General features: G+C 48.3%; 15 protein-coding genes. 1 reads left to right on the top strand and 14 read right to left on the bottom strand.

Annotated features, from left to right (window positions below; translation table 11 throughout):
• Positions 1–15: 15 nt before the first annotated feature.
• The 10 genes from AC6I3O_RS08915 to AC6I3O_RS08870 form a co-directional block, all read right to left on the bottom strand.
• Complete coding sequence (locus AC6I3O_RS08915) at positions 16–870, bottom strand: FAD/NAD(P)-binding protein (protein WP_497850593.1); 855 nt, start codon at positions 868–870, stop codon at positions 16–18.
• A complete protein-coding gene (locus AC6I3O_RS08910; RefSeq protein WP_497850592.1) occupies positions 870–1907 on the bottom strand; it encodes a 4Fe-4S dicluster domain-containing protein in 1038 nt (345 codons plus the stop codon). Before AC6I3O_RS08910 ends, AC6I3O_RS08915 begins: the two co-directional genes overlap by 1 nt.
• A gap of 3 nt (positions 1908–1910) precedes the next feature.
• Positions 1911–2885 carry a 4Fe-4S dicluster domain-containing protein gene (locus AC6I3O_RS08905; protein WP_497850591.1) on the bottom strand — a complete coding sequence of 325 codons (975 nt, stop codon included), beginning with the start codon at positions 2883–2885 and terminating at the stop codon, positions 1911–1913.
• A complete protein-coding gene (locus AC6I3O_RS08900) occupies positions 2873–3313 on the bottom strand; it encodes a hydrogenase iron-sulfur subunit (RefSeq protein WP_497850590.1) in 441 nt (146 codons plus the stop codon). The genes AC6I3O_RS08905 and AC6I3O_RS08900 overlap by 13 nt, the downstream gene beginning before the upstream one ends.
• Positions 3304–5292: a 4Fe-4S binding protein gene (locus tag AC6I3O_RS08895; RefSeq protein WP_497850589.1), complete on the bottom strand. Its 1989-nt coding sequence runs from the start codon at positions 5290–5292 to the stop codon at positions 3304–3306. Before AC6I3O_RS08895 ends, AC6I3O_RS08900 begins: the two co-directional genes overlap by 10 nt.
• 7 nt (positions 5293–5299) lie before the next feature.
• Entirely contained in the window at positions 5300–5689 is a 390-nt protein-coding gene (locus AC6I3O_RS08890) for a 4Fe-4S dicluster domain-containing protein (RefSeq protein ID WP_497850588.1), read from the bottom strand.
• Complete coding sequence (locus AC6I3O_RS08885) at positions 5686–6483, bottom strand: CoB--CoM heterodisulfide reductase iron-sulfur subunit B family protein (RefSeq protein ID WP_497850587.1); 798 nt, start codon at positions 6481–6483, stop codon at positions 5686–5688. Before AC6I3O_RS08885 ends, AC6I3O_RS08890 begins: the two co-directional genes overlap by 4 nt.
• An 87-nt stretch (positions 6484–6570) precedes the next feature.
• Complete coding sequence (locus AC6I3O_RS08880; RefSeq protein ID WP_497850586.1) at positions 6571–7518, bottom strand: L-lactate dehydrogenase; 948 nt, start codon at positions 7516–7518, stop codon at positions 6571–6573.
• A 280-nt stretch (positions 7519–7798) separates the two neighbouring features.
• Complete coding sequence (locus tag AC6I3O_RS08875; protein ID WP_497850585.1) at positions 7799–7942, bottom strand: hypothetical protein; 144 nt, start codon at positions 7940–7942, stop codon at positions 7799–7801.
• A 176-nt stretch (positions 7943–8118) separates the two neighbouring features.
• Entirely contained in the window at positions 8119–8466 is a 348-nt protein-coding gene (locus AC6I3O_RS08870) for a hypothetical protein (RefSeq protein WP_497850584.1), read from the bottom strand.
• Between the two features lie 179 nt (positions 8467–8645).
• On the opposite strand from AC6I3O_RS08870, the gene AC6I3O_RS08865 reads away from it, so the two are divergent.
• Positions 8646–10253, top strand: coding sequence for an AAA-like domain-containing protein (locus AC6I3O_RS08865; RefSeq protein WP_497850583.1), 1608 nt, complete (start codon positions 8646–8648; stop codon positions 10251–10253).
• Positions 10254–10362: 109 nt separating this feature from the next.
• Here AC6I3O_RS08865 and AC6I3O_RS08860 read toward each other — a convergent pair whose 3' ends face one another.
• The 4 genes from AC6I3O_RS08860 to AC6I3O_RS08845 all read right to left on the bottom strand — a co-directional run bounded on the left by AC6I3O_RS08860 (position 10363) and on the right by AC6I3O_RS08845 (position 14827).
• A complete protein-coding gene (locus tag AC6I3O_RS08860) occupies positions 10363–12315 on the bottom strand; it encodes a fructose-1,6-bisphosphatase (RefSeq protein ID WP_497850582.1) in 1953 nt (650 codons plus the stop codon).
• A 127-nt stretch (positions 12316–12442) separates the two neighbouring features.
• Entirely contained in the window at positions 12443–13201 is a 759-nt protein-coding gene (gene dapB, locus AC6I3O_RS08855; RefSeq protein ID WP_497850581.1) for a 4-hydroxy-tetrahydrodipicolinate reductase, read from the bottom strand.
• An 11-nt stretch (positions 13202–13212) separates the two neighbouring features.
• A complete protein-coding gene (dapA, locus tag AC6I3O_RS08850; RefSeq protein WP_497850580.1) occupies positions 13213–14100 on the bottom strand; it encodes a 4-hydroxy-tetrahydrodipicolinate synthase in 888 nt (295 codons plus the stop codon).
• A 97-nt stretch (positions 14101–14197) separates the two neighbouring features.
• Entirely contained in the window at positions 14198–14827 is a 630-nt protein-coding gene (locus AC6I3O_RS08845) for a single-stranded DNA-binding protein (protein WP_497850579.1), read from the bottom strand.
• Positions 14828–14978: the final 151 nt, after the last annotated feature.

The following is a 14978-nucleotide window of genomic DNA, read 5'->3' as shown; positions in this document are numbered from 1 at the left end:
TAAACTGGTGAGCCTTTAATATTCATTGGGAAGTTCGTCGATTTCATCATAACGGAACACAGGGCCGTCTTTGCAGACATACTTCGAGCCGATATTGCACCGTCCGCATTTGCCGACTCCGCACTTCATACGCAGCTCTAATGTGGTATACACCTGTTCCGTCGTAAATCCAAGCTCCTTTAATCCTGCAAGTACGAACTTAATCATAATCGGAGGCCCGCAGACCAATGCCGTCCTGTCTGTGTCGAATCCCAGCTCTTTTACGTAGTTCGGAACAAAACCCACATGTCCGTCCCAGTTATCCTGCTCCCTGTCGATGGTCAGATAGACGTTCACGCCCTCTGCCTTCATCCAGACTTCCTGTATCTCTTTTAACTGAACCAAATCCTCCGCAGAACGGGAACCATAGACAATATCCACCGTCCCATAATTCTCACGGTTATCCAGCACATAGTTGATCACAGAACGAAGGGGCGCAAGCCCGATACCGCCTGCAATGAATAGCAGGTTCTTACCTCTAAGCTCCGTCTCTACCGGAAAGGAATTGCCGTAGGGTCCCCGGACCGTAATCTCATCGCCCACCTCTAAGCTGTGGAGATAGTCCGTCAGGATACCGCACTGCTTAATACTGAATTCCTGATACTCTTTATTGGTCGGAGAAGAAGTAATGGAAAACATACCCTCGCTAATTCCAGGCGCACAGACCATAGCGCACTGTCCCGGCATATGCTCGAAAAGCTTGCCGCCCTCGGGAGCATTGACCCGGAACGTCTTTACATCCGGCGTCTCCTGACGGATATCCGTAATCACGCCCACCTGAGGAATCAGCGTATCTAATGTATAATTCTTATGACATGTACATTCACCCATTATTTTTCACCTCCCTGATTCTGAAACGCCTTTACAACCTTCACAATGTTAAGGGCCTGGGGGCATTTCTCCACACAGCGGCCGCATCCTACGCAGGAGTACATTCCGTCGTTATTCGCCGGATAATACACCAGCTTATGCATGAACCTCTGGCGGAACCTCTGCATCTGGCTGGTACGGTTATTGCCGTGAGCCATCATCGTAAAGTCTGAGTACATGCAGGAATCCCAGCATCTATAACGGGATACGCTGTTTCCTGCCGTATAATCCTTGATATCATAACACTGGCAAGTAGGACATACAAAGGTACAGGTGCCGCATGCCAGACATGGCTTGTATAACTCTTCCCAAACCGGGGAATCGAATTTCTCGGAAAGGGCGTCCCCGTTCCAGCCTTCCAAGGAAAGGTTCATATAGGGCAGTTTCTCCACAATGTTATGGATATTTTCTTTTTCCGCCTCTACTTTCGCCTCGCCGTCTGCGTCGTCTGTAAATAGCTCTTTCACGGCTTCCGTAAGCGCTTCCCCTTTTTCTGTCAATGCCTTCCAGTAGAGTTCTTCCCCTGCCGTCCATACTGCAACGTCGGAAGCCGGGCTTGCAGCGTCCACGCCGAATACCTTACAGAAACAAGTTTCCTCCGGCTCATGGCAGGCAAAAGCGACAATCGTCCCATGGTCCCTTCTTGCCGCATAGAACGTATCCACCGGGTCGGACAAGAATACATTGTCCAATACTTCCATGCCTTTTACGTCGCAGGCTTTCATGCCGAACACTACAAAATCCTGCTCTTTTAAGCTCTCCGGCTCGATAGACATCTTCTTTCCCTCTTTCCGGACCGTATAAAGCCCTTCACTCTGGGGGAAAAATGCGTCTTTTGCCGATTTTACAGTCTTTAACGTGTCAAGGTCTACTTCCGCATCCTTGCTCCAAGCCCCGAAGTTGGTCTGCCCAGCGGTCTTTACCGGAACATACAGCTCTTGCTTATCCGCGATTAACTGGAATAATGCGGAAAGATTTTCTTTGGCTATCTTGTACATACATTATCCCCTCTTTCCTACAATACTTGGTTCCGCGTCCTCAAACGTATAGTCGGTAAGCGGCGCCGTTGACTCGGTATCTGCCCCTGCCTGATATTCACCGTATAATTCATCAATGTCCTTGATAAATTTGCGGTTGAACAGATGAAGCGGGATTCCCTGGGGGCATACACGGCTGCACTCGCCGCAGTCCGTACACCTTCCCGCCACATGGAACGCACGGATGATATGGAACATCTTCTCCTCGAAGGAATCCACATTTGCCTTCTGGGAGCTGTCAAACTTGTTGCTGTCGAACACACACTTGCGGCAGCTGCAGGCCGGACAGGCATTTCTACAGGCGTTGCAGCGGATACATTTGCTTAACTCGCTCTGGAAAAATGCAAATTTCTCCTCCGGGCTCATGGCCTCGATCTTCGCTACCTCATCGAAACGCTCAGCATCCTTGGTATCCTTGGATTCCCCGATCTGCTCGTCAAAAATCATATGGTCTTTGCCTTTGCAGACATGGCATCTCTCTAACATGGCGTCTGCGTACGCAAGGGTCTTTTCCCCGTAAATGGTCTGAATTTTTAAGCTTTCTGCCTCGTCCGTAATCTCTGCGCCTTCGATGCTCTCAATTCCTTTGATTCCCTGCTTCTTGATTCTCTCAATATCCAGTTTGCCTTTGCACCCTACACCGACGATGTACGCCTTGTCCCTGTCTACCCGGTGTTCTTTGATTAACTGGTTAAAGCTATATGTATCGCATGGCTTTAAACAGACCATAGTCTTCCCGTCAAGTTTGGAAGCCTCAATCATATATTTGCTCAAATTCGCCCCGCAGAAACCATTATAAACAAAATCTTTTAACTCTTCTTCCGTCTCGAAGTAAGCCGGTTCCGGATTATAAGGCAAGTCTCCGGCCTTCCAGCCGAGAACCCGTGCCACAGTCCCGTCTGCCAGCAGCTCTTTTGCACGATTTATTAGCTCTTGCATCTCAAATCCCCCAATCTTACGTTTTCACCGAGAGAATAGATTTTCTCCACAAAACTGTTCATCGTGTCGGAGAACTTCACGCCCTCTGCCGCAGACACCCACTCCACGCGGGTACGCCCGTTTTCCACGCCGATGTAATCAAGCATGGAGAACAGAAGCGTCATACGCCTCCTTGCGTAGTAATTTCCGGTGCTATAGTGGCAGTCTCCCGGGTGGCATCCGCACATAATGACTCCGTCCGCGCCTTTTTCAAATGCCCGCAGAATGAACATGGGATTCACGCGGCAGGAGCATGGCACACGAATAATCTTCACGTCGGCAGGGTAGGTCAAACGGCTGCTCCCGGCCAGATCGGCTCCCGCATAGCTGCACCAGTTACAGCAGAACGCTACAATTTTAGGTTTGAATTCTTTATTTTCTAACGGCATATTGCATCCACCTCCGCTATAATCTGTCTATTTGAGAATCCTTGCAGATCCATGGCGCCTGACGGACATGCAACGGTACATGCACCGCAGCCCTGGCAGAGCGCATTGTTGACTACTGCCACCCGGCGCGTCTCGCGGATTCCATGGTCATTGACCTCTTGGTCTTCATAAGTAATCGCACCGTAAGGACACACATTCTCACAGGTCGAACATCCGTTACACAGCAAGGTATCTGCCTTGGCGGTACACGGGTTCGTCATCAGCTTATCCTTGGCAAGCAATCCGATGGCTTTCACGGCAGCGGCTCCTGCCTGCGCCACCGTCTCCGGGATGTCTTTCGGTCCCTGGCAGACGCCGGATAAGAAGATTCCCGCTGTGGGCGACTCTACCGGACGAAGCTTTGCATGAGCCTCCGTCAGGAAGTTGTTGGTGTCAATACTTGCAGTCAGCATGGTCGCAATCTTGCGCACGTCCGGATTCGGCTCGATGGCCGTAGCAAGGACTACCATATCCGCTTCTTTCAAAATCTGCCGGTTGTCAAGCAGGTCTGAACCCTGTACCAGCAATTTCCCGTCTGGCTGCGGAATTACCTTCCCCACCTGTCCCTTGATATAATTCACTCCATACTGCTCTACCGCTCTTCTGTAGAACTCGTCGAAGTTCTTGCCGGGAGTACGTACGTCGATATAGAATACCGTCACGTTCACGTCCGGATATTTGTCCCTTATCAGCATCGCATGTTTTGCCGTGTACATACAGCAAATCTTGGAACAATAGGGTTTTCCTCTGTCATCGGAGCAGCGGCTTCCCACGCACTGGATAAATACAATCTCCTTAGGCGCTTTTCCGTCGGAAAGACGCTCTAAATGACCATGGGTCGGTCCTGCCGCATTCATCACACGTTCCAATTCCAAGGATGTAATGACGTCCTTGCTCTGGCTGTAAGCATACTCGTCATATTTGTCAAGGTTGATGGTGTCAAACCCTGTGGCGACTACGATCGCACCGTATTTCTCTGAAATAATCTCGTCCTTCTGCTCATAGTCGATGGCTCCTGCCTGACATACTTTGGAACAGATACCGCATTTTCCGGTCTTGAATTTGATACACTCATTGCGGTCAATCACCGGAACGTTCGGGATTGCCTGTGCAAACGGCGTATAAATGGCGCTTCTTGTGTTAAGGCCACGATTAAATTCGCTTGGCGCTTTCTTGGACGGGCATTTCTCCTGGCAGACGCCGCAGCCCGTACATTTGTCCATATCCACGCTTCTTGCTTTCTTTCGGATATCTACGGTGAAATCACCCACGAATCCGCTGACTTTTTCCACTTCACTGTATGTATAGATGGTAATCTTCTCATGGGCTGACGCTTCCACCATCTTAGGGGTCAGGATACATGCAGAACAGTCAAGGGTCGGGAAGGTCTTGTCAAGCTGCGACATCCTTCCGCCGATGCTCGGGGTCTTCTCCACGATATCCACTTCATAACCTGCGTCTGCAATGTCAAGGGCTGTCTGGATGCCGGCGATACCTCCGCCGATAACCAGCGCACGCTTGGTAACGCGGCTCTCTCCCGCCTGAAGCGGCGTGTTTAAGTTCACCTTTGCAACTGCCGCCCGCATCAGGATAACCGCCTTCTTGGTCGCCTCATCCATATCCTTATGAATCCATGAACAGTGTTCACGGATGTTGGCGATCTCCACCATATAAGGATTCAATCCTGCGCGCTCGGCCGCCTTCCGGAACGTAGCCTCATGCATACGCGGGGAACAGGAACATACTACGATTCCTGACAAATGCTTCTCGGCAATCGCCGCCGCAATCTTCGCCTGTCCGGCTTCGGAACACATATACTGATAATCCTCGGCATGGACAACCCCCGGCTCCATGAGCGCCATCTCTGCTACTTTATTTACGTCTACCGTAGCGGCAATATTGCTTCCGCAATGGCAGACAAATACTCCTATCCGCTGCACTTTTTTCTCACCTCCTGTACCTTCTGTATGCACTTACTAATAACTGCTGCGGAAGCTCCGGGTCTAAAAGCTCCGGAATCTCGTCTGCCAGCAGATAATTCTGGCCTTTTTGACGCACGACGACCTGTCTTGCGGCGTCAATCAACTTCCCTGGTTTTACGTCGCGGGGACATCTCTCCACACACGCGAAGCAGGAAAGACATTTCCACAGGGACTTAGAATTTACCAGGCTTTCAATATCTTCATTGATTACGTAGGACACAAACTGATGGGGCTTGATATCCATCTCGTTGTAGGACGGGCAGGTGGCGGAACATTTGCCGCACTTCATACATTTCAGCGGATTCACGCCGCTGATTTCCTTAATCAGCTCCGCCTGTTTCTTTTCAGAACTCATGATTTTGGCACCTCCTCTTTCACTCCCAGAGCCTCGGCAAGCAGTTCGGTAAAGTAGACCACCGGAAGTTTTTTGCCTGTACTCTTATTCAGGTTATACAGGCAGAGCGGACATGCCGTAGTCAACATCTGCGCCCCAAAGCCTTCTGCGCTGTCCATGATCTTTTCACACATATTTTTGGACATTTCTTTCTCTTTCAGGGAAATGTACCCGCCGCAGCATTCATTGCGGTACGGATAAATAACCGGCTCTGCGCCGATGGCGCGGATAAAATCCTCGATGATCTTCGGGTTCTCCGGGTCGTCAAAACTTAACAGCTTGCTCGGACGAAGGAGGAGACACCCATAGTATGCACCGATTTTCTTTCCCGTCAGAGGATTCGTCACTTTCTTCTTCAATTCGTCAAATCCTACTCTGTCGCGAAGGACTTCCAGGAAATGAAGAACTACCGTCTCGCCCGCATAAGGTTCTTCAAGCTCCATGTAATTGTTCGCCCTGGTGCGGATGTCTTCTACGTTCTTCATGTCGTCATTGACACGTTTGATGACATGATGGCATGCGGAACACATGGTCACCAGTTCTTGTCCCTTCTCCTTCGCCGCATTTAAGGCGCGCACAGAAGACAACTTCGTGGCGATTTCGTCAGAACCAAGAGGGTAGACCCCGCCGCAGCACTGCCAGTCTTCGATCTCTTCTAACTCGATTCCCAGAGCCGCTGCTGAAGCCCTTGCATAAACATCCAGATCCTTTGCCTTTGTTCTCAAAGTGCATCCCGGATAATAACTGTACTTCATAGTTCTCGCTGTCCTTTCTTACTATATTTTGTCGAAACTTCATTTTTATATTAATATGAAGTTTTTCATAAGTCAATAATTCTGTGACTACAGTTCAATCTGTGCGATGACAGCTTTCAATGCATCCGCACTTGCCTTTAACTTGCCTACCTCTTCCTCTGTAAGGGCCATTGGAATCTTGCCCTGAATACCGTTAGGGCCAACCAAAGCCAATGTGCTTAAACATACGTCTTCGATTCCATATTCCCCGTGCATCATGGAAGATACGGTGGTAACGGACTCGGACGCGGACATCAGAATGCTGCATAATCTGCAGACGCCTCTCGTGACTGCATAGAAGGTCGCTCCCTTGTTGGCGATAATCTTGCCGCCGGATTTCTGCACGTAGGTAAGCATTGCATCTTTGTCCAATTCTTTGGCGTCTTTTCCAAGATGTGGCATCATTGCAACAAAATCGTCTACGTTAACGCCTGCAATCCGCGCCGCAGACCATGGAATAAAGGATGTATCTCCATGCTCGCCAAATACATATGCATGAATATTTCTCTGTGCTACTTTAAAATGTTCGGAAAGTCCGCAACGGAGTCTCGCGGAATCTAAGACAGTTCCGGAACCAATAATCTGATTCTCCGGGATACCTGAAATCTTTGTGAATACATAGGTCATAACATCGACCGGATTGCTTACAATGATATAAAGCGCCTTTGGTGCCGCCTTTACAATCTCCGGTGTGATCTGCTTTAAGATATCAACGTTGGTCTGTGTCAGCTCGATTCTGGTCTGGCCTGGCTTACGCGCAATTCCAGATGTGATGATTACAATGTCGGAATCCTTCGCATCCTCATACTCACCTGCTACAATAGCTACCGGATCTCTGAAACAGGTTCCCTGCTCGATATCCATGACCTCGCCCTCTACCTTCTCCTTGTTGATGTCGATCAGAACGATCTCAGATGCCATGTCCTCGCCGGACAATGTGTACGCAATTGTGGCGCCTACGCTTCCGGCACCAATGATTGTGACTTTGCAGCTCATGTTTTCTTCTCCTTCTCTATGCATTTTCTACTGATTCTGGAATACTGGCTCTCTTTAGCTTATGCCAGTACGCCTGGCGTCAGAACCACTGTGTAATTTGTCGTTTCCTGCCGCCTTCTGAAGACATCATAACACATTGACAATAAATTAACAAGCATTTTGTTTGTAGAAATTTTAACAATATATTTCCTATCTTTTATCCAATTTGACGAAAACCTACGCATAAAAAAGGTGCAAAATCTTTATTATCTCAATAAAGACTTCGCACCTTTGGTTCATGCTAATTTACTTCTTTGTTGTTTGCGAGGATATTTTTCTTGCGTATTTTCAGCTTCGCTCTTTCTTTTTCATCCGTTTCTCTGTCAATTAATTCATCGACAAAAGTGATCAATGCATTATACACTTCAAACTGTTCGTCGCTCATGCCCATATTATCACCTCACTTTTAAAGTGCCGTTTACTTTTGTATTCTCATTATATCAATAAGTGATTTAGGTGTAAAGCCTTTATTCAATCCTCTGTCACAATAAGTCTTTTGGCCAAACTGTCAAAAAGCTGCTCATCCAGAATCAACCGGAAAAGCAGCTCCTCATTCAAATATTATCTAACCTTGTCATCATTGACGCCGTCATTGTTGTTATTGATGTTGTTATTGTCGTCGTTCCCATCCAGGGCATCTCCCACGTCATCCATGCCGTCGCGGACATCATCGCCAATCTCATCGGCTATATTATCTCCATCGTCACGGTCCGTACCGTCTGTAGCGCCATTGGTATTTCCGTTATTGGTGTTGCCGTTGTTGGTGTTACCATTGTTGGTATTGCCGTCGTTTGCCGCATTGTTGTTCGCTGCATTGTCATCTGCGTTGCCATCGCTTCCGCAGGCCGTCATTCCAAGCATTGCGCCTGTACACATTAAAATCAGTACCATTTTCTTTAACTGTTTCATGTCAAATTCTCCCTTTCATGTATCTTTATCTATAATCAAGTAATACTTGTTATCAGTAATATCTGCAAAAAAAGAAATCCTATACTGGAATTTTTTACAAAACATAGGGACGCCATTCTTGAAAGAACATTATTTCTATGCTATGATTTTCATATCTTATAGGAAAGGAGCCTGAAAAGATGGGAAAAATCTTCAATATAACGGGCGTATGCATTCCAACCAGGCATTATATGGTCGATATCAGCAGACAGCTTGGGCAAATACGCACTTTAATTGACCAGGGAGCTTATTTCACGATCAACCGGGCAAGGCAATATGGCAAGACTACCACATTATATGCCCTGAACCGGTTTCTTGGTGATGATTATCTGGTGGTGAATCTGGATTTTCAGGCTTTGGACACGGCAAAATTTGCAGATGGCAATATATTTTCCCTGACTTTTGCGCGGTATTTTCTGCAGCGGATATATCGGCAGAACCCTCTTATTCCGGAAGAATTACAAGACTCTCTTTCCGAATTGGATATGGCAGTCTCAGAAGAAAAAAAAGAGTTTTCATTGTATGATTTATTTCAATATTTAATCCGAATCTGCCACGCATCAGCCAGGCCAATCATCCTGATTATCGACGAAGTGGACAGCGCCGCAGACAATCAGGTATTTCTGGATTTTCTCGCACAGTTAAGAAATTATTATCTGGAACGGGATACCCTTGGCACGCAGACCTTCCATTCCGTAATCCTGGCCGGAGTCTGCGACGTGAAGAATATGAGAAGAAAACTTCGCCCGGACGACGCGCACAAGACGAACAGCCCTTGGAATATTGCCACGCGCTTTAAGGTAGACATGAGTTTTTCCCAAGATGATATTGCAGGAATGTTAAGGTCATACGAAGCTGACCGGCATACCGGGATGGATATCGGCAGCATTGCAGGCCTGCTGTTTCATTACACTTCCGGCTACCCATATCTGGTATCCGCACTGTGCAAGTTGATAGACGAGGATGTGGCTCAATCCGATGCTTTCCGCACAAAATCTCCCTGGACAAGCGACGGTTTCTTTGCTGCGGAACGTATGCTGCTTTCGGAGAAAAACACACTGTTTGACTCTCTCATTGGAAAACTTACCGATTATCCCGAATTAAACACATTAATCGAAAAACTGCTTTTCACAGGAGCTGCGATTTCTTATAATACGGATGAACCTGCTTTTGATGTTGCCACTATGTTTGGGTTCATCCGGAACAACCATGGAACCGTAGAGATTTCCAACCGTATCTTTGAGACACGCCTCTACAACCTGTACCTATCCGGCGCACAAATGCAGCGCATGGATATCTACACGGCATCTCAAAGAGATAAGAATTGTTTTGTGATGGACGGTCATCTGAATATGCGGCATATTCTGGAAAGATTCGTCATACATTTCCACGACCTTTACAAAGACAGCGATGAAACTTTTATTGAAAATTCTGGCCGCAAACTGTTCCTCTTGTACCTCCGCCCAATTATTAACGGAGTCGGCAATTATTATGTGGAAGCACAGACACGGGACATGGGGCGCACAGATGTGATTGTCGATTACCGCGGGGAACAATTTATCATCGAAATCAAGATATGGCATGGGCTAGAATATCATACTCGCGGCGAGCGTCAGCTATCCGCTTATCTGGATGCCTATCATACGGATAAAGGCTATATGCTCAGTTTTAATTTCAACAAGAAGAAAAAAATCGGCGTCAATGAAATTGTTGTCGGCAATAAGACAATCATTGAGGCCGTGGTATAAAAACAGGGGGTGCCGGAAAATAAGATTTTCAGACACCCCCTTGTTCCTTAACGGACGAAGTACCTCCGCCCCAAAGAAGCATGCATCACAAGATGGCCCTTGGGTATATCTACAGCCGCTCCGCGATCTGCCCGCTTCTGTACGCCCGAAGAAGCACCTCTAGATCCGCGATCTGCTCTTTTAAATCCCTTCCGTCATCCGTATCCCCGACCAGTTTCCTTTCCAGCACCCGGTCCACGATCACGCTGTCAGAATGGATGTCGCTCTCCTTCTCAATCGCCGCCTCCGTAGATTCAAAAGGCTCGTGCGCCACCAGAATCAACCCATAGGAATTAGAAATCAGCGTATACCCCGCAATCCCCGTCTCCTTCTGGTAAGCCTTGGAAAATCCGCCGTCAATGACCATGACCTTGCCGCCGCACTTCACTGGGTTCTCCCCGTTCTTACTCTTGACCGGGACATGGCCGTTGATGATATGAGTGTCTTCCTCCGGCAACCCGAATTCCTTCAAAATTCCGTTCACCACGTCCTCCTCTTCCAAAAGGCTGTAATACGGATTCTTCTTCTCCTTATGGGTCTCCTTCTCCGCAAGGAAATACCGCTCAAAAGTCGCCATCTTATCCTTCCCGAATAACGGCGATCCCTCGCTGAGCCAGATATACCACATCATATCCTTGCCCCGCTCCCGTTCCACGTCGTCAAGGGCATGGAATCCCTTGCGCACATAACTCTCCAGAATCTCATACAGGCTCTTCCCCTGATAAGACTTCCCGTAAATGCACACAGATTTCAAACTTCCGTCTTCATTCAGCGGAACGCACCCGTGATACAAAAGATTATTGTTATACACCTTGTACAAAGCGCCTTTATTCAACAAGAACCGCATATGCCGCTGTAATTTTTCACAGTTCAGGAACGCCTGCTCCAGCCGTTCCATGATATCCTCTTCTTCCTTGGTCAGCGCATAGGGATTCTTAGGGTCAACTGTGGGGAAATTCTTATCCAGCATCTCATAAGTCTTGCCGTCAATCTCAATCGTTCCCTTCTCATAGTCAACATGGTGCAGAAGATTCCTATCATCCATGTTGAAACCGGGATTATTCCGGATAATCTGGCCCTCCACCTTAAACTGGATGATAGAGATTGCCTTGTGCATCTTGATATCAATCAGCATCTCATTCTTCCCATGGCCGGAATCGCCCTTTAACAGGAAACATTTGCATGGGTCGTCACTATAGGTATTCATGGCAAACGTCGCCAGCGGAAGCAGATTAATCCCATACCCTTCCTCCAGAATATCCAAGTTACCGTATCTTGCACAAATACGGATGACATTGGCGATACATCCCCTCTGTCCTGCCGCCGCCCCCATCCACAGCACGTCATGGTTCCCCCATTGGATGTCCACAGAATGATGGTCGATTAATTTATCCATGATGATATGGGGACCTGGCCCCCTGTCATAGATATCTCCCACGATATGCAGGTGATCCACTGTAAGCCTCTGAATCAGCTCACTCAGGGCAATGATGAACTTCTCCGCCTTTCCGATTCTGATAATCGTGCTCACGATCGAGTTATAGTACGATCCCTTATCCATGATATCCGCCTTCTCCGTAATCAGCTCTTCGATGACATAGGCAAAATCCTCCGGCAGGGATTTCCTCACCTTGGAGCGGGTGTATTTGCTGGCTGCCCGCTTGCTGATCTCAATCAGACGGTACAGGGTAATCTTGTACCAGTCCTCCATGTTGTCCTCTTCCCGCTTAATCCTGTCCATCTTCTCCTTGGGATAATAAATAAGAGTAGCAAGAGCCTGCTTGGTCTTGCTACTCATAGTATTCCCGAAGACATCATCGACTTTACGGCGCACTGCTCCCGAACCATTCTTGAGCACATGGGAAAATGCCTCATATTCCCCGTGGATATCCGTAAGGAAATGCTCGGTTCCTTTCGGAAGGTTCAGAATCGCCTGTAGATTGATAATCTCCGTCGATGCCATTGCGATGGTCGGATATAATTGGGAAAGCCTCTCCAAATAACGTACTTCCAATTCTTTCATGATAATCCTCCCATGTAAATATCATTCCATGCGGCAAATTCGGCAAATTCGGCAAATACCGCCGCACATAACTGCCGCATTACTTATCTCTTCCGTATACTACGTACCTGTCACTGCTCTTCTAAAACTAAAACCGGATGACATCCGACATATCGTATGCCCCCGCCGGTTTTCCCGCAAGGAACTTCGCCGCCTCCACGGCTCCCTTGCCAAACACCGTCTTAGAATAAGCCGTATGCTTAAACTCAATTACTTCGTCCGCCCCGGCGAAAATCACTTCATGGTCGCCCACAATCGTCCCTCCACGGACTGCCGAGATGCCAATCTCCTTCTTTTCCCTCTTTCTGCGCACCTGGCTTCTGTCATACACATACTCATAAGCATCATCCATTGATTCGTTGATTGCATCTGCCAACGCAAGCGCCGTCCCGCTGGGCGCGTCCACCTTCTGGTTATGGTGGCGCTCCACCAGTTCAATATCGAATCCCGCCGTGCCAAGCACTTTTGCGGCATCCTGAAGTAATTTCATCAGAAGGTTGATGCCCAAAGACATATTGGCAGACTTGAGCACCGCCGTCTTTTCCGACGCCACCTTCACCTTCCCAAGCTGGTCTTCTGAAAGCCCGGTCGTACACAGCACCACCGGAACCTTCCTGTCCGCGCAGTAATCAAGCAGCGCATCCACCGCCCCTGCGTTCGAGAAATCGATGATGACATCTGCTTCCACATTACACTGGTCTATACGCTCAAACACCGGGTAATCATTCTTTAACCCTGTATAGGTGTCAATTCCCGCTACTAATTCTATCCCCTCGTCGGCTTTGATAAGACCGGTAATCACCTGCCCCATCTTACCGTTGCATCCATGCATGATCGCACGTACCATCTTTTGTCCTCCTAAAGTTTAATTCCGAATTCCTTCATGGCTGCCGCCAGCGTCTCCTCATGTCCCTTGGTAAGCTCCGTAAGCGGCATGCGTAAGCCCCCGCAGTCCATACCCATAAGCTTCATCGCCTTCTTCACCGGAATCGGGTTCACTTCGCTGAACAACTGTTCCACCAACGGAATCGCCCGAAGCTGGAGCTTCGCGCTCCCTTCCGTATCTCCCTCGAAAAACTTCGCACAGATATCGTGAGTCTCCCTGGGCGCAACATTGGACAACACGGAAATCACGCCCTTGCCGCCCAGCGACAGAATCGGTACAATCTGGTCGTCGTTTCCCGAATACAAATCTACATTCCCGTCCGTCAGTGACAGAATCTTCGCCACCTGGGAAATATTGCCGGAAGCCTCCTTCACGCCCACAATGTTCTCCACATCCCTGACAAGGGACGCCACCGTCGCCGGCTCGATATTACATCCTGTACGGCTTGCCACGCTGTACATGATAATCGGCGCTTTCGCCTCCTTTGCCACCGCAGTATAATGGGCAATCAGCCCCGCCTGAGTGGCCTTGTTGTAGTACGGCGTCACGATCAGAAGCCCGTCCGCACCATAGTCCGCCGCCTCCTTCGACATGTCCACCGCCGTCTTCGTGCAGTTAGAACCAGTCCCGGCAATCACCGGAATGCGCCCCTTTGCCCGGTCGATGGCAAACTTCACACATTCCAGATGCTCTTCCTCCGTCATCGTGGCAGATTCCCCCGTCGTGCCGCAAATGATAATGCTGTCCGTCCCGTTCTCACAATGGAAATCAATCAGTTCGTCCAGTCTATCATAATTAATACTTTCATCTTCATTAAATGGTGTGACAATCGCCACCCCGGCTCCTGTAAAAATAGCCATTCGTAATCCTCCTGACATTCATATTCATTTTATAAAAATTCTATCATCAATCAAATATGATGTCAATGAAAGTCTCGGGTTGTTTTCAGGATGTTTTCTAATCTTCCAGACATTCCAGCTTGCTGACCGAGACTTCATAGGCAACCCGCTTCTCGGTCTCCGTCTCCGACAGTTTCTTAATATATTCCCTGCTCTGAATCCTCCCGATGATCTGGACATGCTCGCCAACTTCAAATCCTGACGCAAATCTCGCATTCCTCCCCCAGCAGATACATGGTATGTAATCCGACTTCCCGTAAGGCCTGTTCACGGCAAGCAAAAGATCCGCGATCTCTCTTCCCAGCGGCGTCTTTCTGTAGACTGGCAGCTTACATATGTACCCATCCAGGAAAATGTTATTCGTCTTCGCCCCGTCAAGTTCTTCATCGATAAAAGATACTTCCCGCACGAACACGGACAGCACCAGACGGTTCTTCTGCTCGTCGTGCCGGTTGTATGAGCGGAACTGCCCGCTCACCATGATGAATTCGCCCGTGTAATCCTGAGTCACGTCAATCAGCCGCTCCGATATCATCAGAGGGATATTATCCTCCGAGTTACTCAGACGCTTCACATGCACATCTACCATGTAGAATCCTTCTCCATAGACCTCATGGCTGAAAAGAAACGGTGACGCGATCTCTCCCATAATGGTTACCTGGTTGTTTTCAATAATCTTATCTGACATAATTCTACAATCTCCCTTCCTCCGAATCGTATTTTACGTTGTCAAGCATTCCCCCTTAGATTTGCGGGGTCATTACTTAGTTTATGACGCTCATTTCTATTTTAGAACCAAAATACTTGTAAATTTTTAAAAATATGGTAAACTAACGTGT

The sequence above is a fragment of the Sporofaciens sp. St.21A7 genome (assembly GCF_059728535.1).
Note: the sequence above shows the minus strand (reverse complement) of the source record. Positions and strands in the feature narration are given on the sequence as shown.